The organism is Cupriavidus pinatubonensis (assembly GCF_019602855.1).
In the GTDB taxonomy this organism is placed as follows: Bacteria; Pseudomonadota; Gammaproteobacteria; order Burkholderiales; family Burkholderiaceae; genus Cupriavidus; species Cupriavidus pinatubonensis.
In genome coordinates this window covers 453,427-471,650 of the sequence record NZ_CP080769.1, presented here as the reverse complement: position 1 = coordinate 471,650, position 18,224 = coordinate 453,427, and the positions used below count along the sequence as shown (strand labels likewise).

The 18,224-nt window shown below is 59.2% G+C and carries 17 protein-coding genes and 1 pseudogene; 7 read left to right on the top strand and 11 right to left on the bottom strand.

Features of this window, described 5'->3' with window-relative positions:
* Window positions 1-31 precede the first annotated feature (31 nt).
* Entirely contained in the window at window positions 32-760 is a 729-nt protein-coding gene (gene nanR / locus K2O51_RS34020; protein ID WP_220632022.1) for a transcriptional regulator NanR, read from the top strand.
* 226 nt (window positions 761-986) lie between these two features.
* Window positions 987-1,817 carry a phosphogluconate dehydrogenase C-terminal domain-containing protein gene (locus tag K2O51_RS34015; protein WP_220632021.1) on the top strand — a complete coding sequence of 277 codons (831 nt, stop codon included), beginning with the start codon at window positions 987-989 and terminating at the stop codon, window positions 1,815-1,817.
* Between the two features lie 185 nt (window positions 1,818-2,002).
* Here K2O51_RS34015 and eno read toward each other — a convergent pair whose 3' ends face one another.
* From eno to K2O51_RS34000, 3 genes are all read right to left on the bottom strand, one after another.
* Complete coding sequence (gene eno, locus K2O51_RS34010; RefSeq protein WP_220632020.1) at window positions 2,003-3,292, bottom strand: phosphopyruvate hydratase; 1,290 nt, start codon at window positions 3,290-3,292, stop codon at window positions 2,003-2,005.
* Between the two features lie 51 nt (window positions 3,293-3,343).
* Complete coding sequence (gene pyk / locus K2O51_RS34005; RefSeq protein ID WP_220632314.1) at window positions 3,344-4,786, bottom strand: pyruvate kinase; 1,443 nt, start codon at window positions 4,784-4,786, stop codon at window positions 3,344-3,346.
* 376 nt (window positions 4,787-5,162) lie between these two features.
* Entirely contained in the window at window positions 5,163-6,080 is a 918-nt protein-coding gene (locus K2O51_RS34000; RefSeq protein WP_220632313.1) for a LysR substrate-binding domain-containing protein, read from the bottom strand.
* A gap of 186 nt (window positions 6,081-6,266) precedes the next feature.
* Between K2O51_RS34000 and K2O51_RS33995 the strand changes: the two genes are divergently transcribed.
* Window positions 6,267-7,565, top strand: coding sequence for a glycerate kinase type-2 family protein (locus K2O51_RS33995; RefSeq protein WP_220632019.1), 1,299 nt, complete (start codon window positions 6,267-6,269; stop codon window positions 7,563-7,565).
* A 45-nt stretch (window positions 7,566-7,610) separates the two neighbouring features.
* Window positions 7,611-8,558 carry a DMT family transporter gene (locus tag K2O51_RS33990; RefSeq protein ID WP_220632018.1) on the top strand — a complete coding sequence of 316 codons (948 nt, stop codon included), beginning with the start codon at window positions 7,611-7,613 and terminating at the stop codon, window positions 8,556-8,558.
* A 76-nt stretch (window positions 8,559-8,634) separates the two neighbouring features.
* Here the strand turns inward: K2O51_RS33990 and K2O51_RS33985 are convergent, their stop codons facing one another.
* Window positions 8,635-9,249 (bottom strand): aspartate/glutamate racemase family protein, encoded by a 615-nt coding sequence (locus tag K2O51_RS33985; RefSeq protein WP_342394112.1) that lies wholly within the window; start codon window positions 9,247-9,249, stop codon window positions 8,635-8,637.
* Window positions 9,250-9,724: 475 nt separating this feature from the next.
* Here K2O51_RS33985 and K2O51_RS33980 point away from each other — a divergent pair, with 475 nt between their 5' ends.
* Window positions 9,725-9,907, top strand: a complete 183-nt coding sequence (locus K2O51_RS33980) for a TRAP transporter large permease subunit (protein ID WP_342394111.1) — start codon at window positions 9,725-9,727, stop codon at window positions 9,905-9,907.
* Here the strand turns inward: K2O51_RS33980 and K2O51_RS33975 are convergent.
* The 5 genes and pseudogenes from K2O51_RS33975 to K2O51_RS35940 all read right to left on the bottom strand — a co-directional run bounded on the left by K2O51_RS33975 (window position 9,891) and on the right by K2O51_RS35940 (window position 15,002).
* A complete protein-coding gene (locus K2O51_RS33975; RefSeq protein ID WP_245001998.1) occupies window positions 9,891-10,712 on the bottom strand; it encodes a beta-keto acid cleavage family enzyme in 822 nt (273 codons plus the stop codon). The genes K2O51_RS33980 and K2O51_RS33975 overlap by 17 nt on opposite strands.
* A 593-nt stretch (window positions 10,713-11,305) precedes the next feature.
* Complete coding sequence (gene gpmA / locus K2O51_RS33970) at window positions 11,306-12,001, bottom strand: 2,3-diphosphoglycerate-dependent phosphoglycerate mutase (RefSeq protein WP_220632015.1); 696 nt, start codon at window positions 11,999-12,001, stop codon at window positions 11,306-11,308.
* Window positions 12,002-12,070: 69 nt separating this feature from the next.
* Complete coding sequence (gene tpiA / locus K2O51_RS33965; RefSeq protein ID WP_220632014.1) at window positions 12,071-12,820, bottom strand: triose-phosphate isomerase; 750 nt, start codon at window positions 12,818-12,820, stop codon at window positions 12,071-12,073.
* A 135-nt stretch (window positions 12,821-12,955) separates the two neighbouring features.
* Window positions 12,956-14,201 (bottom strand): annotated as a pseudogene (gene dctA, locus K2O51_RS35945) (C4-dicarboxylate transporter DctA).
* Window positions 14,202-14,702: 501 nt separating this feature from the next.
* Window positions 14,703-15,002: a LysR substrate-binding domain-containing protein gene (locus tag K2O51_RS35940; protein ID WP_220632013.1), complete on the bottom strand. Its 300-nt coding sequence runs from the start codon at window positions 15,000-15,002 to the stop codon at window positions 14,703-14,705.
* Window positions 15,003-15,046: 44 nt separating this feature from the next.
* On the opposite strand from K2O51_RS35940, the gene K2O51_RS33950 reads away from it, so the two are divergent.
* On the top strand, window positions 15,047-15,589 hold the full coding sequence (locus K2O51_RS33950; protein WP_220632012.1) for a porin: 543 nt from the start codon (window positions 15,047-15,049) through the stop codon (window positions 15,587-15,589).
* A 145-nt stretch (window positions 15,590-15,734) separates the two neighbouring features.
* Window positions 15,735-16,088 (top strand): nucleotidyltransferase domain-containing protein, encoded by a 354-nt coding sequence (locus K2O51_RS35935; RefSeq protein WP_425333010.1) that lies wholly within the window; start codon window positions 15,735-15,737, stop codon window positions 16,086-16,088.
* A gap of 11 nt (window positions 16,089-16,099) precedes the next feature.
* On the opposite strand, the gene K2O51_RS33940 is transcribed toward K2O51_RS35935, so the two are convergent.
* Together K2O51_RS33940 and K2O51_RS33935 are read right to left on the bottom strand one after the other, a co-directional pair.
* Window positions 16,100-16,732, bottom strand: coding sequence for a GntR family transcriptional regulator (locus K2O51_RS33940; RefSeq protein WP_220632010.1), 633 nt, complete (start codon window positions 16,730-16,732; stop codon window positions 16,100-16,102).
* A gap of 223 nt (window positions 16,733-16,955) precedes the next feature.
* On the bottom strand, window positions 16,956-18,128 hold the full coding sequence (locus K2O51_RS33935; protein ID WP_220632009.1) for a porin: 1,173 nt from the start codon (window positions 18,126-18,128) through the stop codon (window positions 16,956-16,958).
* Between the last annotated feature and the right edge of the window lie 96 nt (window positions 18,129-18,224).

Below are 18,224 nucleotides of genomic sequence, written 5' to 3'. Positions count from 1 at the left end.
CTGGTCTAATGACATAAAGTAGAGGCCTTGAATGGTTAGTCCTGAACCGATCCCGCGCCGCAGGCTGTATGAAGACGTGCTTGAGCGACTCAGCGAACGGATTCGCAGTGGAGAAATCGCGCCCGGAGAGCAATTGCCAGCCGAGCGGGATCTGATGGAGCACTATGGCGTCGGACGACCTGCAATCCGAGAGGCGCTTCAGTCTCTGGAGCGCGCGGGTATCATCGAGATTGTCCACGGCGAACGTGCGCGCGTAGTCGTTCCAACGGCCGATCACCTCATGCGGCAGATTGGAGCCGGCGCGCAGCACCTTCTCCGGTCCAATCCGCATTCGCTCGAACATCTCAAGGGCGCCAGGCTCTTCCTCGAAACCGGGATGGCGCGACTCGCCGCCTTGAATGCCACGGACGGCGACATCGAGTTGCTGAGAAAGCGACTCGAAGAGCAAAGGGCTGCGAAGCAAAATCCGGAGGAATTCCTTGTCCGCGATATGGCGTTTCATCGTGAGCTAGCTCGAACGACGGGAAATCCCATCTTTCCCGCGATTGTCGAGGCAGTGTTTCAATGGGCGAGGGAATATTATCGCGGCATCGTTCGGGCCCCCGGCGCGGAAGAACTGACCCTTGAAGAACACCAAAAGGTCGTCGAAGCGGTGGCCAGGCGGGACGCAGACGCCGCCGCCAAGGCCATGGAGGATCATTTGACCCGCGCTAATGCGCTGTACAAGACCATTCGGGGCGAGAGCGTCACATTGAGCTGACTTCTACGTTCCAGTAACGCCACGGAGCGCCCATTTCGGGCGCTCTTTTTGTTTTTGCGCGTCGAACGGGTTGGCCGCACCTACCGCCCGGGTTAACCCCCATCTTTTTCGACTTGGACTTTTGGTGTAGTCATCATACCATTACACCAGCACCAAGCTGATGGGCGTAGGTGCCGTCGCGGTCGGTATCGACTGCAAGGCTGAATTGAATTCAATGGAGATACATGTGAAAGAGAAGATCGCGCTGTTCGGGGCAGGCGGGAAAATGGGAGTTCGCCTGGCAAAAAATCTGCTGAAGTCGGACTATCGGGTCAGCCACGTAGAAGTCAGTCAAAAGGGCCAACAGCGCCTCCGTGACGAGCTCGGCATCGAGTGTGTGAGCACCGACGCGGCACTTGATGGCGTAGACGTGGTGATTCTCGCGATCCCGGACACGATCATTGGAAAGATCGCAGCCGAGATCGCGCCAAAGCTGCCGGCTGGCACCATGGTTATGACACTGGATGCCGCCGCGCCTTTTGCGGGCCATTTGCCTGATCGGCCGGACCTTGTCTACTTCGTTGCACATCCGTGTCATCCGCCGATCTACAACGACGAGACCGAGCCTGAAGCGCGACGGGACTACTTCGGTGGTGGCGCGGCCAAGCAATCCATTACCAGCGCGTTGATGCAGGGTCCGGAGGAAGCGTTTGACCTCGGGGAAGAAGTGGCCAAGGTCATCTATGCGCCGATCCTCCGTTCCTATCGTCTGACCGTGGAACAGATGGCGATACTGGAGCCAGGCCTGTCTGAGACCGTTTGCGCAACCCTGCTCCAGGTCATGCGTGATGCCATGGACGAAACGGTTCGCCGCGGTGTTCCCGCCGAGGCCGCACGCGACTTCCTGCTCGGGCACATGAATATTCTCGGCGCCGTGATCTTCAACGAGATCCCGGGAGCGTTTTCGGATGCCTGCAACAAGGCAATCGAATTCGGCAAGCCGCGTTTGATGCGAAGCGATTGGATCAAAGTGTTCGACCGGGAGGAGATTGCGGATAGCATCCGGCGTATCACCTAGGTCGCTAATTTCTGGGGCCTGCGGCGAAAGGGCCGCAGCCGGGCAGTACGCCTCGCCTTTCGCAGGCGAGGTCGAAGGGTCCCGCAAGAGACAAGCCTGGACGCGCGGGGCAATCCGCGGCGGCTTTCCATTCGACAAGTGCCAACGTCTCGCGAAGTGGCGCGGGCACCCGGTCCTATGGTTGCTCAGCGCAGATTGTAGAGCGCGCTCTTTCCCCCATATGACGTGGTATCTCCGAGCGCCTCTTCGATGCGCAGCAGTTGGTTGTACTTGGCGATGCGGTCCGAGCGCGACAGCGAGCCGGTCTTGATTTGGCCGGCGTTGGTGCCCACGGCGATGTCGGCGATCGTGCTGTCCTCCGTCTCGCCCGAGCGGTGCGAGATCACGGCGGTGTAGCCCGCCCGCTTAGCCATCTCGATGGCAGCGAACGTTTCGGTCAGCGTACCGATCTGGTTGATCTTGATGAGGATCGAGTTGCCAATACCCTTCTCGATGCCTTCCTTCAGAATCTTGGTGTTGGTCACGAACAGGTCGTCGCCCACCAATTGCACGCGCTTGCCAAGCTTGTCCGTCAGCGTCTTCCAGCCATCCCAGTCGCCTTCGGCCATGCCGTCCTCGATCGAGACGATCGGGAACTTGTCGCAGAGGTTGGCCAGGTAATCGGCAAATTGCGTCGACGACAGCTTCAGGCCTTCGCCCTCCAGCACGTAGACGTCTTCGGCTTCGTGGTAGAACTCGCTCGCGGCGCAGTCCAGCGCCAGCAGCACGTCCTCGCCCATGCGGTAGCCAGCCTTCTCGACGGCCTGGACGATGGTGTTCAGGCATTCCTCGTTGGACGAGAAGTTCGGGGCGAAGCCGCCCTCGTCGCCCACGGCGGTGGACATGCCCTTGTCGGCCAGGATCTTCTTGAGCGCATGGAAGATTTCGGCGCCGCAACGCAGGGCTTCACGGAAGCTGGGTTGCGACACCGGCATGATCATGAATTCCTGGATGTCCAGGCTGTTGTTGGCGTGCGCGCCCCCGTTGACGATGTTCATCATCGGCACCGGCATCTGCATCGCGCCCGAGCCGCCGAAGTAGCGGTACAGCGGCAGGCCAGCCTCTTCGGCAGCGGCCTTGGCCACGGCCATCGACACCGCCAGCATGGCGTTGGCACCCAGGCGGCCCTTGTTCTCGGTGCCGTCGAGTTCGATCAGGGTGCGGTCCACAAACGCCTGCTCGGACGCGTCCAGGCCCATGATGGCTTCGGCGATCTCGGTGTTGATGTGCTCGACGGCCTTCAGCACGCCCTTGCCGAGGTAGCGCGACTTGTCGCCGTCACGCAGTTCGATGGCTTCGCGCGAGCCGGTCGATGCCCCCGAGGGCACGGCGGCGCGACCCATCACGCCCGACTCCAGCAGCACGTCGCACTCGACGGTGGGGTTGCCCCGCGAGTCCAGAACCTCGCGTCCAATGATGTCTACGATTGCAGTCATTGCGATTTGGTAGCTTGATACGTTCAGATTGAATTGGGATTAGATTAGCGATCAGCGGGCACGCGATGAAGCGGGGGTGGGTGCCGGGAAGACGAGCCTCAACAAGTTAGTCGATCCGGGCGTCCCGAAGGGCATGCCTGCAACGATTGCAAACGGACGCGACTCGGGTGAGAAGCCTTGAGAGCGGGCAACCTCAGTGGCTTGGGCGACCATATCCTCGACGTTTTCGGCATCATCCGCGTGCACCGCATGAACGCCCCAGACTACGGCGAGACGCCGTGCAGTTTCCAGCTTTGGCGTCATGCCGACGATGGGAACGTTGGGTCGCTCGTGCGACACCCTGAGTGCACTGGCTCCTGACAGCGTGTACGTCACGCATGCGGAGAGCGGTAGGGTATCGGCGACTGTCCGGATCGCGGCGCCGATCGCATCCGCAGCGTCAGCATGCCGCGTTGCGGAGATGGCGTCCATGGTGTCGCGCTGCAGTTTGTCCCGCTCGGTGTTGCGAATGATGCGCGACATCATCTCAACGGCTTCCACTGGGTACTCACCGCTGGCAGACTCTGCGGACAGCATTACCGCGTCAACGCCATCGTAGACTGCTGTGGCGACATCGGACGCCTCGGCCCGAGTTGGCGCCGGCGAGCTCACCATCGAATCCAGCATCTGCGTTGCCACGACAATGGGCTTGCCGGATGCGCGACAAAGTCGCGTGAGTCGCTTTTGAATTGCAGGGACTTCCTCGGGAGGCATTTCAACGCCGAGATCCCCACGGGCCACCATGATGGCATCTGCAGCAGCAACAATATCTTCAATCTCTGTGAGCGCTGCAGGCTTCTCGATTTTTGCCATGATGCCCACGCGGGTTCCGACGATAGCTCTCAGCTCCTCGATATCTTGTGCCGATTGGACGAAGGACAATGCAACCCAGTCAATGCCTAGTTGCAATCCAAAGTGCAAATCGCGGTGATCCTTTTCGGTCAGTGCAGAGAGCCGGAGCGCACAATCCGGAACGTTGACCCCCTTGCGATCGGAGACTTTGCCCCCCGTTTCGACGATCGTCTCCGCAAAGTCAGCTCCGCAGGAGCTGACACGCAATCGGATTCGGCCATCGTCAATCAACAGCGCGTTCCCCTCAGCGAGCGATTCAAAGATCTCGGGGTGGGGCAGATGGGCGACAGTTTCGTTCCCGTCAATCGGCTTGAGCTGGAGCCGAAACGGCTGGCCGGCTATCAGCTTGACCGGGCCGTTCGGGAAAGTTCCCAAGCGTAGCTTGGGGCCCTGCAGGTCCAGGAGTACCCCAATCGGGCGTCCAGTGACCGATTCCACTTCACGGATGTAGCGCAGGCGCGTCGCGTGATCCGCATGCGTGCCGTGGCTGAAGTTTAGACGGAACGTATCCGCTCCGGCGCGGAATAGTCGCAGGATTCCATCGGATCCCGATGAGGCGGGGCCAAGTGTTGCGACAATTTTGGTATGGCGCTCGCGGCGCAGATTCATTTGATACTCCAGAGATGGACGTGTGAGGCGGCCCGGCATGCCCGGGCTTTGAGCTGAGGATGCAACATTAGGAAGAATTGCCGAGGTGATGAAGACCTTCGCTCACACGCGAGGGTGATCGGTCGGCCATTGGGGCGCGGGTGCGTTGCCAACTCGCGCCTCTGGGCAAAGCTCGGTAAGCGCTTGCCTCTGTCAACTTAGATGGGCGGCGTGTCGATAGGCGACGATGGAAAGCTCTCCGCGTCATGGCTGTCGCGCACAGAGCTTCATCAGATGCCTCCTTGCTACACTAAAGCGTGGAAGCCTTCATTCTTCTCGATTGAGGTAATGCGAAGCAAGCGATGAAAATTCATTAGTCGATGAATGCCTGTCAACGGTGCGTGGACACGCGGGCGGCATAAGAAGGCCTGGCGAAAGCGGGGCGCTCGCCCCTAAGCCAGTCGAGAAAGCACAGGACCTCCGCGCGCGCCGCAACTCTTGCAGGATATACAACGAAGTGTTGAACGACCTCAAGAGCGAGGCCGTCGCAGAATACGCGGCGCAGCCGCCCATTCGCCAAATGCTCGCCACTGAGGGTAGCACTTTCCAGCGCAATGCCGAGACCTTGGACGGCCGCATCAATACTCATCATCGCGCGATCAAAGCGCAGTGACATCCGCTCAGGACATCCACCCGGCAGATACTTAGCGAACCATTCTGGCCATTGGACGAGGTTGGAACTCGACTGTATCAGCGGAGCGTGCGCAAGGTCCCCAGGTGAGGAGATTCGATGCGCTTCGAGAAAAGACTCACTGGCCAGGGGGACAATCTCTTCCGGAAAGGCGGGTTCGACTTCCAGATCTGGCCAATTCGGTAGACCGTAGCGGATATCCAGATCGACCTGTCCCACTTCGAAATCGGAAATCTCCGGCGACACGGAAAGATTCAGGGAGATCTTCGGATACTTCCGAGCGAAGCCCGCAATCCTTGGCATCAGCCAGAGACTCGCAAAGCTTGGACTGGAGTGCAGGTACAACGCGTCTTCGACGCCGTGGCGAAGATCTTCCGTCGCGGCGTTGATCGCACCAAGTGCACCGGCGACGCGCTGAAGGTAGGTTTGCCCGGCCGGCGTTAGTTCAACGCCCCGCGTGGTGCGCTCAAAAAGTCGTAGACCAATGAGCTTTTCCAACCGGGCGACTTGATGGCTCACGGCAGAAGGCGTGAGATGCAGCTCTGCCGCGGCAAGGGCAAAACTGCGACGCCGCGCAATAGCTTCGAACGCGAGCAAGGATGTGAGCGGCGGAATCATGGGGCCCAGGTGGGTGAACGACGCCTTTGTGCGATGCAACATGTCATCGCTTAATGACTGGGTGAGATTTTATCGTTTGCCCACACGTGAGTCGCGCCAGAGAATTGCGTGGACGCGGTGAATTTTCTTCATCCCCGGCTACCGCCACCTCTGGCCCTGCGCCTGCCCACTGGAACTGTATCGCTCATGGACGATCCGAAACGCTTTCTCCGGCAGCTCTTTGATGCCGCTGTTCTGCGCGCTCAGCCCAGCGAGCTATTGAAAGCGCATCTGCCCATGCCTCCGAGGGGGAAAACGGTGGTCGTCGGAGCCGGAAAGGCCGGCGGTGCGATGGCGCAGGCATTTGACGCGATGTGGCCTCAAACTTTGCCACTCGAAGGCCTGGTGGTGACCCGCTATGGGCACACGCCCCCGGCGCCGAAAGATTGTCGTGGCCGGATCGAGATCGTCGAAGCCTCCCATCCCGTACCAGATGACGCAGGAAGAACGGCGGCAGCCCGAATCCTGAACATGGTGCGAGGCCTGACCGCTGACGATCTGGTGGTATTTCTGGCTTCCGGCGGCGGATCGTCTTTACTTACACTCCCGGCGCCCGATCTGCCGTTTGCCGAGAAGCAGCGAATCAATCGAGAGCTGTTGCTGTCTGGCGCAAACATCTCCGAGATGAATTGTGTGCGTAAGCACCTTTCTCTCATCAAAGGCGGAAGGCTTGCTGCTGCGGCGCGGCCCGCTCGGGTCATTACGTTGGCAATCAGCGATGTGCCCGGCGATGACGTCTCGACGATCGCAAGCGGGCCCACCGTACCGGACGATAGTACCTGCGAACAGGCTTTGGAAATTCTGCGCCGCTACGGAGTCACCGTGCCGGGCACCATCGAGGCAGCGCTCAGGGACGGATCACTTGAGACACCGAAGCCTGATGCCGCATGTTTTGAGGGCAATGAAGTCCGACTGATCGCAACGCCGCAGATGTCGCTCGAAGCCGCAGGGCAGGTGGCCAGACTGGCGGGCTTCGATGTGCACATTCTCTCTGACGAGATGGAAGGGGAGTCGCGGGAGGTTGGGAAGGTCCACGCCGCCATCGCACGTGCTGTTGCCCGCCGGGCGCAGCCGTTCCGGGTGCCATGCGTCATTCTGTCGGGCGGGGAGACGACAGTTTCCGTCAAGCCGTTACGGCCCGGATGGGAGCCGGGCCGCGGCGGGCGTGCCGGTGAATTCTGCATGGGGCTGGCGTCGGCGCTGCAGGGATGGCCGGATATCTGGGCGCTTGCGGCAGACACGGATGGCATCGACGGGGTCGAGGATAACGCTGGGGCCTTTGTTACTCCTGACACGCTGACGCGGGGGCAATCAATGGGGCGGAAAATCGAAGATTACCTCGATCGCAACGACGCCTATGGCTACTTCAGCGCGCTGGGCGACTTGCTGGTCACAGGCCCCACCTATACCAATGTCAATGACTTCCGCGTTGTCCTCGTCGTATGACCACGCCTAGGTCATGGGGTTACGCTACTGTGCGACGATGAAATAATGCAAGCATCGACTTTTCTGCGCGATTCGGCTGACCGCCGGCAGCTTCTGACTGGGGTACTGTTGCTCGTCATCGGGCAGTGGATCCTCAGCTTGCTTGACGCGACAAGCAAGACGCTGACCCATCAGGGCCTAACACTCGTAGCGGTGGCTTGGGTGCGGTATGTTGGGCATGTCGTCGCGATCTTCTTGTTGCTTGGGCCTTCCGGCTGGAAGCGGCACTGGCGAGCCACGCGACCTGATCTCCAATGGATGCGTGGCGCTTTGATGCTCGTATCGACGTTGGTGTTCTTTGGCGTGCTGAGGCTGATGCCACTGGCCCAGGCCACCGCGCTGAATTTTTGCGCGCCGCTTTTCGTCGTGGCACTTTCCCCATGGCTGCTCGGAGAGAGGCCACAGCGACATATACGCCTCATCCGCTGGGCAGGGGTGACCATCGGCTTTGCTGGCATGCTCGTGGTGGTACGTCCGGGAGGACAGCTTAGCCCATTTGGCATTGGGTTAGGACTCGTGTCGGCACTGGCTTTCGCAATGATGAACATGCTTACAAGGCGTGTCGCGGCCCACGATCCGCCCATGACCACACTCATTCAGAGCGGTATCACGGGCGCCTGCTTGACGACCTTGATCGTCCCCTTCTTCTGGTTCGACGCCTGGCCAACAGCATTGCAATTTGCGTTGCTGTTATCGACCGGCGTTACGGGTGCGCTTGGTCATTATTTCATTATCCGGGCCTTCCAACACGCCGACGCATCCTTTCTCAGTCCCTTTCATTACCTGCAGATTATTTCCGCGACCGCGATTGGATACCTCGCCTTCTCGCAACTCCCGGACTGGACCACAGCGATTGGGATCGGCATCATTTGCGTTGGCGGACTATGGGTGGCGGGTGGCGAAGGTGCGATGAAGGCGGTGGCAAACCGGATGCGTGACGTACGCCACCCATGAACCAAGCCGGCCCAGCCTCATCGTTCAAGCCGTGGGCCGATGGGTGGAGGTACCGGCTTGTTCGTTGCGCACGTGGTCAAGCTCTGGTGTGTGCGGCCCGAGCTGCGGCAAGCAGTCCCGCAGATGGACTGGTCAAGGGCCGATTCCCCCCGACGAAGTGGTCCGCTGCGTTGGTCATCGAGGCCTGAGCAAGCGCCACGGTGCACTTCGATTCGCTTTGGGCGGTAATCACCGCTTTGGCAATCAGTTCTAGGTATGTATCAAAGTCGCCGGCCTTAAACTGATCCCAGGCGCCTTCGACCAGTTTGACATGAACCTCTGCTCCCGTGTGAGCTGCGGCCTCGCTGAAGATCTGCAGCGTGGCCTGGACCGTCGTTTGGACCGCGCAAAGGGCGACAACTTTACCTCCGGCTCGGGTAGCCTCGCGGGCGAGGGCAGCGTCCACCCGTAGCACAGGTACAAGCGCCACCTTGTTGGCGACATCAGCCGCGGGCCCCAAGGTTGAGCATGTCAAGAGCACCGCATCAGCGTCGCGCGACAGATTGAGCAGCGCATCGACGGTATCGCCTTGAATCGTCGGAACGAGGCCGCCTGCAGCCTCGGCGGCAGTGAGGAGGTCTACACGCACGCAGTGCGCTAAGGACAGCTCTCGCATATCAAGCCGGGCGGCCGCCGAGTCAAAGACTTCCACGTTACTGTGGGCGGTGTGTAGGCAGGCTATGCGCATCGTTACTCCGATTCGTTCTGCACCGCGGGCGGGAAGCCGTAGCGTGCGTTCACAGTGTCTAGCGAAATGGACTTGGGTGTGGTTTGACCTCACGTCGAGGCCATGTCGAAGGGGCAGGAATTGATTCGGACGTCGAATCAGCCCGCCCTAGCATTGATTGTCCGAGCACGTCGAATCCTATCCAAATGCAGGAATATCGTCCACGGCTTGCATCGCATCGACAAGGATCCATGCCACAAAAAAATGAGCGCCGAAAGGCGCTCAAAAAGGAGGATCGGCAGAGCCGACAGACAAACATCACGTCCGTGGTTGACGCGGGATAAGCCACGTCAACCACTCAACAATTTTGCAGGCCGAGTCACCAGTTGCGGGAATATCACCATGAGGAACATCACGGCGAATTGCACAAGCAAGTTATCTTGGTGGGTCGCGGTTCGGCGTGCTCACTCCCACCGAGGCCGCAGGGGGCGCTGCCGTGATCGCCCTCTTGGTCGCGTGCTTGATCTCTCGCGGACTCAGGTGGCGTCCGCTCTGCGCGGTGTTCCTGGTATCGGCCAAAACAACGGCGGTCGTCTGTTTACATGTGTGTGAGTGCCAAGGAAAGCTCAGGCTGGGAGATTGAATAGTGTCGTACGGACGAATTCAGGCGAGGCGACGTTTGCGCCTTGCGCTTCGATCAGTTGGCGCGCTTCCTCCACCAGCATGGTGTTCGTCTGGGTTGCAAACAATGGACAGTCCTCGAGCCCAACGCGGACATGACCACCGCTTCGTGCAACGTACGGAATCAAATGCCGAATATCGACCCCGAGGCCTGCAATCATCCAGGGCGAGCCCGAGGCTTCCTCTCGCAGCAACTCGAGATAGGCCGCTAAGGCATACTCTCTTGGCCGGAAACCGAAGGTGAGTTGGTCGGAAAACATGAATCGGTACATCGGCATCGGTACTTCTGGCATCGCGCGACAAAAGGCGGCGGCCAGGCGCAGATAGCCGGGCTCATAGATCGCAAAGCCGGGGTGTAATTGATGCCGCGCGGCAAGCTCCAGACCATGGCGAATCGCCGCAGGTGAGTTGATGTCGACCAGACCTTTCGCCCGCGTCTCAACGTCTCGATAGCTGACCAAGTTTGTGGAGCCGGGATCTACGATGAGCCACTCTGCCACGCCTTGAGCGGCCATCGCATCCAGATGTGCGTAGCGCTTCGGACCCGCATCCTCGGCGATCGACTCGGCGTTGCTCATGTATCGAATCGCGGGATACACAATGACATCGGTCTTTGCCCGGATCCGATCAATGATGTCCATCACGAGCCCGAGCTCCGTGGTTTGCTCGCCTGTAGTCACGTCATAGGCATGGAAGTGGACGACTGATGCACCAGCATCTGCGCACGCGACCGCTTCCTCGACGATCTCGTCGGGGGAGAGAGGCATCTTGGGTTGCAGTCGGCGTGTCCACGGTCCATTCAGAGCAACCTCGATGCAGACAGTGTTTGGTTTCATGGCTTTCTTTAAAAAAATGTCGTCGTTGAACTGCCTGGAACCGGCACGGAGCCGTGCGGCTCGGCGCGGTCATGTAGCGGGAATTTTCATAAGGGCCGGCACTCGTCCAGCCGCTGCGTGCACCACTGAGGCGTGCAGCCGAGTTCGGGGCCGAGCGGGTGACGCGTGGGCATGGGGTTATGGGTCTCCGGTACCTTGACGCAGGAACGACGCGTCTGTGTTGATCTTGTGGTGTAATGGTATGATGAGTATTCCAAAAAGCCAAGCGCCAGCAATCTGGCGTAAACCCGACCTGGGAAAGATTGTCGACGAGACAAAGCGGTGCCGTTGGAGTGGCCGAATGGCAGCGTGGCACCCGAGAGGTTGCGTCGCCAGCACATGGCAATCAGCCTGTGACTGGCAGGGGATTGCTGATCAAGGCTGGGGGAGACGGGCCCGGTCAAAAGTCCAAGCCCATGCACGAGGCGGCCGAGGAGAGGGCCGATAAGAAGGCCGGGAGCCCGCCAGGCTTCCCGATTGACAGGTTAATCCGCCGTGAGGAAGCTGGACTCAACAGGTTTCAGCATGCTGTCGAGACGATAAACGAGCGGAACGCCGTTCGGAATGTTTAGCGCAACGATGTCCTCGTCCGAGATGCCATCGAGGTGCTTCACCAAGGCACGGATACTGTTGCCGTGAGCCACAATGAGAACGTCTTTTCCACTCAGCAGGTCAGGGGCGATGTCGGAATCCCAGTAAGGAAGGACCCGTTCCATCGTGTCCTTCAGGCATTCCGTGGAGGGAACGAGCGCCTTGTCCAGCGCAGCATACTGGGGGTCAGCCTTGGCGTGCCGGGGATCACCGGACTCCAGCGCGGGGGGGCGCACGTCGTAGCTGCGCCGCCATTGCAAGACCTGTGCATCCCCAAACTGTGTCGCCATCTCTGCCTTGTTCAGCCCTTGCAGGGCGCCATAGTGCCGTTCATTCAGGCGCCAGTTGTTCTTGACGGGTACCCACATGCGGTCCATTTCATCCTGAATGTGCCAGAGCGTTCGGACCGCTCGTTTGAGTACCGAGGTGTAGGCAACATCGAATTCGAACCCGCGTTTCTTCAGCAGACGGCCGGCTTGTCGGGCTTCCTCGATGCCATTGGCGGTGAGATCGACATCGGCCCACCCTGTGAATCGGTTCTCCAGATTCCAGGAGGATTCGCCATGGCGAACAAGGACAAGGGCTGGCATAACAGGAACTCCAGAAAGGGGAAGGGGGCGCGGCGCAGACGGACCGCGCATGAGAAAGACGCTTGACGGTCAAGCCGCATGCAAGATTGCAAGGAATTCCGACACGCTCAATGACGCGCCGCCGACGAGCCCACCATCGATGTCAGGGGCGGCAAACAGGTCGGCCGCATTGGCTTTCGTTACGCTGCCGCCATAGAGGATGGGTACCGAATCGCGCAACGACGCAGCCTTGGCGCCAAGGCGTTGCCTTAGATATGCGTGGGCGTCCTGTGCTTGCTCAACGGAGGCGGCGCGTCCGTTGCCGATGGCCCAGACGGGTTCGTAAGCAACGACGATCCTCTCGAGCGATATGGCCGCTTCGGCGGCAAGTCGATCCAGCACGATGTCGAGTTGTTGGCCAATTACCTGAGCCGTACGACCGATATCGCGTTGTTGCTGCGATTCGCCAACACAGATGATGGGGCGGATACCAGCCTCCAAACACCGCAGTGCTTTTTCGGCGATCACCTCGTCCGTTTCGCCATGGCGAGTGCGGCGCTCTGAGTGACCCACTATGGCGAACCTGCAATCCAATTCGCTCAACATCGATGCGGACACTTCGCCGGTATAGGCTCCCCGCTGGGCCAGGGATACATCTTGGGCACCCACAAGCAATTCGCTATCGGCGAGGACTTGGGCGGCGCGCGCCAAATACACCGAGGGGACACAAACGGCTGCGGTACATTGGGCACGCTGCGACGTCATCTCCGGCAACATCGTGTTGATGAGCTCAAGGCTGCCGTTCATTTTCCAGTTACCAACGACCAAGCGGTTCTTCATGGAATTTACCTACTTGCTTTTGCTGGCCTCTGCCTTCAATTGTGAGCTGCAACTGTGGTCAGAGGCATGATCCATCTCCCGCGCACGGGATTGGCGCCAGCGTCAACTGATTGGGATTGCAATCTAAGATCACGTTCAGTCGACGGTCACGCTGCGCATGGCGAGCGTCAGTTTCGTTGCCGCCACTTCTCCTTCGCGACGGGCAATGACCAGGGTCGCCACGACGTTGCCAATAGCGTTCACCAGCGCACGACCTTCGCTAATGATCCGGTCGATGCCAAGCAGCATCGTCACCCCGACCAGGGGGACTTCGGGAACCAGCGCCAGCGTTGCTACCAGAGAAACAAAGCCCGCTTCCGGTACGCCGGCGGCGCCTTTGGTGGTCAGCGTTGCCACCCCAAGGATCATCAACTGATGCCAGATAGTCAGTTCGACATGCATCGCCTGTGCGATGAAGAGGAGTGCCAAGGTGATGTAGATGTTGGTGCCGTCGGAGTTGAAAACATAGCCGGCTGGCATCACGAGGCCAACGGTTCCAGACTTGCAGCCGACGCCTTCGAGCTTTCGCATGAGCGCGGGCAATGCCGCATCCGACGTCGCTAGCACTAGCACAAACTCGCTCCTGAAATGCCGAAGTACCGCTAGGATGCTGAACCCATACCAGTAGCCGATTGCGCCGAGGACAAGAAAAACAAAGATGGCTGCTGTGAGGTAAAAGCTCGCGATCAGGACGAGCAACGATTGCAGCGAGGCGATGCCGAACTTGCCGACGGTGAATGCCGTCGCGCCGAAGGCGCCCGATTGGCGCAAACCGCATGATCATGTTGATGAGCCCGAAGATCCATTCGGCGCATGCGTCGACGAGTTCACGGATGGGCCGGCCTTTGTCCTCCATCTTTCCAAGGACCAAGCCCATCAGGATCGATACGAAAACGACCGGAAGGATGCCGTCGCTGGTAAAGGCCCCAATCAGGGTCTTGGGGATGATGTCGAGGAAGAAATCGGCGAGTCCATGTCCCTGAGCCGCCGTGACGTATTGCTTGATTTGGCTGGCATCCAGTTTCGTGGGATCGACGTTGAAACTTGCGCCTGGCTGAATAACGTTGGCCACAACCAGCCCAATCAGCAGCGCGACCGTTGAGACAATCTCGAAGTAGAGCAGCGCGACACCACCGACTCGTCCGACTTTGCCGAAGGTCTGCATGCCCGCGATGCCGGAGCCGAACGTAAAGAAGATGACCATGCCGATTGTCATCTTGATCAGTTTGATGAAGCTGTCACCGAACGGCTTCATTTGCGCCGCAATCTGAGGATAGAAGTGTCCCAACGCGATGCCGATCAGCATTGCCATCACGACCTGGACATACAGATTTCGAATCATGAAATGCAAGACTCGGGAGCGGCGCGGAGTGATGGTGGCGCCCGTCCCTTGAACGGTATCAGGCATTCTGTCTCGCTCCCTTGGTTAACAGCCGATCGGACCTGATGTGGTCTACCTATCCGATGGTCGACCTATCATACCAAAGCTAGGCGAAACGGGCGCTATGAAGGGTAAACCCTTTCCCCCTCGCATTTCCTTTAATTCGTCGCGACCAAGACTGCCCCCGAGCAGGGCTGTCTGGTTCGATGGCATAGGGGAGGAGCGTTGTTATGCCGTGCGCTTGGCATCGGTACTTGACTTGGGTGTCTTCCCGGCTGCGTAAGCCTCAAGATGGACGCGCTTGCGCATCGGTTATGCTTGTCGGCTAGCGATTCGTCCCACACTTTGCAAAGATCGTGCGGATAGTCGATTCAGAGCTCCCCCTGGTTGTGTTTCGCCGCGACAGTGAAGTCGGTCATGATGCCGATCCCCACGCCGGCCGACACCATGGTCGGCATGGCATCAAAACTGGGTAACCTGGAGTCGAGTCTGAATGGTCCGCTGGAGCGATTCCGCCGTTTGAACCGACAGTCGATGAATCATGCTGCATTCATGAAAGGCCACGTAGGCAAAGTCCAAGGTTTCTGCGAAGTACACGCCTGGCTTGTCTGCCAGGGCATGCCCCGCCGGAACGACCATGACTAGGCGTTCCGATCGATACGGGGCGGTCACGACGCCTGCGTGCGGTGTTTCGGCCCAGAACAGGCCCACGTCGGCCAGACCATCCAGCTCGGCACGTCGAACTCGAGAACGATTGTGCATCGCATGTCGGTTCTCCGTCTCTTTGCTCCAACTACGATACGCCGATGCAGGGCGACATCCCAGGCTTTTTAACGGCTTCCTGCAACAGCTACAGCAGCGGCCCGTTCAATGTCGGCTCGGCCTACGACGAGATCAACATGGGCACGGTGACGACCAACCCCGACGCGAAGACACGGCGTACCGTTCTGACAGCCGCCTATGAGATTTCCGCCGTTAAGCTGTTTGCGGGGTATCGCTGGGCAAAGGCCTATGACGGGGCGGTGCTACCCGGAGCGTTACCCGGCGCAGCAAATCAGGGTTCGAATTTATGGTGGACCGGGGCGATCTGGCAGGCGGCGCGCGCATTGACGCTCAGCGCGGCGGCGTACTACCAGGATTTCCGCAACACAGGCGGTGATCCGTGGCTGTTCGTCGTCATGGGCAAGTACGCGTTCTCCAAACGCACGGATGCCTACCTGAGCGTGGGGTACGCGATGAAACGGGAAAACTCGAATATGGGCTTGGGCAACGGCGCAGCGGGCTTTGGCAACACGCCACCGGGCAGCAACCAGCTTGGCGGAGCAGTTGGCATCCGGCATGCCTTCTAAACGTACGATGCCCCGCCTTGGGGAAAAAGCATAAAAATTGGCGCCGGACGGCGCCATTTCATATTACCGACTCTTGCACCCACTCCGCCGTGTCAGAGGATTTGGCTTGTGGATGAATCGAAGGTGCTGATACGATTGGTCCGCTATGATAGTACCGAGCCAATTGACCACACAGCAGCTAGGAGGAATCGTCGCTGAATGGGCTGCAAAGTACCCATTCATTGGCAAGGTGTGGCTATTTGGGAGCAGGGTACGGGGCAACGCTCACGCTAGGAGCGATCTTGATGTAGCCGTTGCTTTGTGCGAGGCAATCGACAAGCCCTGCATGGCTGCGTGTCTTTTCCACAATGACATCATGTCGTTGACGCTTCAGGCTATGCTTCCAATGACGCTCGATTTGCAATGGTATGAGGGCGCGTCAAGTACGCCGATCTTGCACCGCGCGCTGAGCAATTGTTCGTTAGTCGTCTATGAGTCTTCGAATAATCCGCAGGTATGATGAAGGTGGTCTTACGCGCTCTTGGCCTTGAGAATGTCCCAGCCAGACTCAATGTGCTTACGCATGGCCAGCATGGTTGCTAGTGGATCGTTTGCTGCGAGGGCTAGCAAAATTTCTTCGTGCTCATGCACCGCGTCTTTGCCCCGCCCCTCGACAGCATTGATTAGATCGAATGGGTAGCGTGCCCACAGGATTTGTACGAACTGCAGCGTTTGCGGCATCTGCGCAATATCGTACATTTGGCGATGAAAGCGAAAGTTGACCCAGCGGGCAGCAGCACGATCACCATTTCCGAATGCGGATTCAAATTCGGCCGCCAGGTCACGGAGCTCAGCGATTTGCGCTGAAGTGATTTTTTCTGCTGTTCCACGCGCGAGTTGCGTTTCCAGTAGCAGGCGCAAGTTTAGGACTTCTGCCGATGCAGCAGCATCAAACGGCACCACGCGCGCGCCGCGGTATGAATCGCCGTTCACATAGCCTTCTGCCTCGAGCAGCTTCAGCGCCTCACGGACGGGTGTGATGCTCAGGCGTAGTTCCTCAGCAATCTCGGCTTGCTTCAGTCGAGAACCTCGGGGAATGACCCCGGAAATAATTCGTTCGCGCAGATAGTCTGCGACCTGTTCTTCCTTTGTGCGGTAGTCCATTTGGTGTGTTTTGCCCGGAGAAGGGCTACGTTGGTCTGCCAAAAGCGACCGAGCGCTCGTGCGAGCGCACCGCTTTCCTGGTCGCGCGCGCTTGGAACAACGGGCAACGATCCTGAGCCGATTCTAAAAGGGTCCTTCCGAGCCGGTCAATAGTGCACCGTATAATGTGCACTATTGTACACAAACCCTCCATCCGTTGACGAAGGGATTGCTCGGCACGATGTTAGAACTTATGCCGGATGCCCATTGCTACCCCGACTTGATTGGAGTGGCCCTGTTCGAGGTAATACGCGTTAGGGAACCCCGTCGCCGTGGTATCGAAGTTCAAGCCCGAATTTTTGACGTACGCCATGGACAGGTAAACATCTGTGCGCTTTGACAGAGTGTAGTCGGCCAAGAAACTGACCTGCCAGGGGTTTGCCGGATCGAATGCTGCAGAGCCGGGAACGACCCGCATCGTTTTTTGATTGTCCCAGTAGTACCCCAGGCTCAAGGCCAGTGCACTGGTTGCCTGGTAGTTCGCGCCAACCCAGTAGAAATCGTCGCGCAGGAGTGTATTTCCCGCGGCGTCCTTGTTGCTGCCCCATCGGTAACCGGCCACCAGCTTGACTGGACCCATTGCATAGCTCGCCGCCACGCTGGCCTTCTTGAGCGACGCCGAGTTTCCGGTAGTTACGGCCGGATTCCACTGATCGTAGCCAGCGACCACGCCGAAGCGGCCACTGAGATAGCTGACGGTGGCGCCATACGCGCTGTTGTCTCGGAAGTTTCCGGGCACCTCACCGGCGCCGCTTCCAGCGAGGGGCACGACGCCCAGCGTTCCGGTTCCCGCCCCAAAGCTGTAATGGGCCTCGGCAGTGAGTCCGCCGAAAACACCAACGTACTTGATCATATTGTCTTCGCGGAAATTCACGCCCGCGAGCGCCGCCAGTGGTTCATATAGCGGCGCAAAGTACATCGGCATGAAGTTCGTGAACGCATCGAACATGGTCGTGTACTGTCGGCCAAACGTGAGCGTCCCATACTGACCATTGCTCAACCCGACTAATGCCTGGCGCCCGAAAAGGCGGCCACCCTGCTGCGATGTTCCGGTGTCGACGCCAAAGCCGCTCTCGAGAACGAACAGTGCTTTCAGCCCGCCGCCGAGATCTTCGACCCCGCGCATACCCCAGCGCGGACCGGAGAGCCCGCCGCTACCCTGTAACGCTACACGGTTCCCGCCCGACTGTCGTGTCACTGCGCCGGTCGTTTGATTCACGGTCGGGGCGCCTGCCGCTTGGTTTGCGACGAACTCAATTGGCATGTCGAGCACGCCGTACAGTGTTACGTTCGACTGCGCTTGTGCCATACCGCTCATTGCACCAAACGCGGCAAACGCCGCTGCTGTCTTCTTCATTGTCTCCTCCTCCTCTTCTGATGCGTGGTTAGTACTGCTCTGGTGAAACCCCTGTGTAAAGCGTCACTCGTCCTCGCCGCAATGCGCGGCGTGGAC

Bases quoted from the DNA above. Each gene is read 5' to 3' on its own strand.
- K2O51_RS35940 (WP_220632013.1), bottom strand. From the start codon at position 15,002: ATGCACAATCGTTCTCGAGTTCGACGTGCCGAGCTGGATGGTCTGGCC.
- K2O51_RS33950 (WP_220632012.1), top strand. From the start codon at position 15,047: ATGCAGGGCGACATCCCAGGCTTTTTAACGGCTTCCTGCAACAGCTAC.
- K2O51_RS33935 (WP_220632009.1), bottom strand. From the start codon at position 18,128: ATGAAGAAGACAGCAGCGGCGTTTGCCGCGTTTGGTGCAATGAGCGGT.
- nanR (WP_220632022.1), top strand. From the start codon at position 32: ATGGTTAGTCCTGAACCGATCCCGCGCCGCAGGCTGTATGAAGACGTG.
- K2O51_RS35935 (WP_425333010.1), top strand. From the start codon at position 15,735: ATGATAGTACCGAGCCAATTGACCACACAGCAGCTAGGAGGAATCGTC.
- K2O51_RS33975 (WP_245001998.1), bottom strand. From the start codon at position 10,712: ATGCCTCTCTCCCCCGACGAGATCGTCGAGGAAGCGGTCGCGTGCGCA.
- K2O51_RS34000 (WP_220632313.1), bottom strand. From the start codon at position 6,080: ATGATTCCGCCGCTCACATCCTTGCTCGCGTTCGAAGCTATTGCGCGG.
- K2O51_RS33940 (WP_220632010.1), bottom strand. From the start codon at position 16,732: ATGGACTACCGCACAAAGGAAGAACAGGTCGCAGACTATCTGCGCGAA.
- gpmA (WP_220632015.1), bottom strand. From the start codon at position 12,001: ATGCCAGCCCTTGTCCTTGTTCGCCATGGCGAATCCTCCTGGAATCTG.
- eno (WP_220632020.1), bottom strand. From the start codon at position 3,292: ATGACTGCAATCGTAGACATCATTGGACGCGAGGTTCTGGACTCGCGG.
- K2O51_RS33995 (WP_220632019.1), top strand. From the start codon at position 6,267: ATGGACGATCCGAAACGCTTTCTCCGGCAGCTCTTTGATGCCGCTGTT.
- tpiA (WP_220632014.1), bottom strand. From the start codon at position 12,820: ATGAAGAACCGCTTGGTCGTTGGTAACTGGAAAATGAACGGCAGCCTT.
- K2O51_RS33990 (WP_220632018.1), top strand. From the start codon at position 7,611: ATGCAAGCATCGACTTTTCTGCGCGATTCGGCTGACCGCCGGCAGCTT.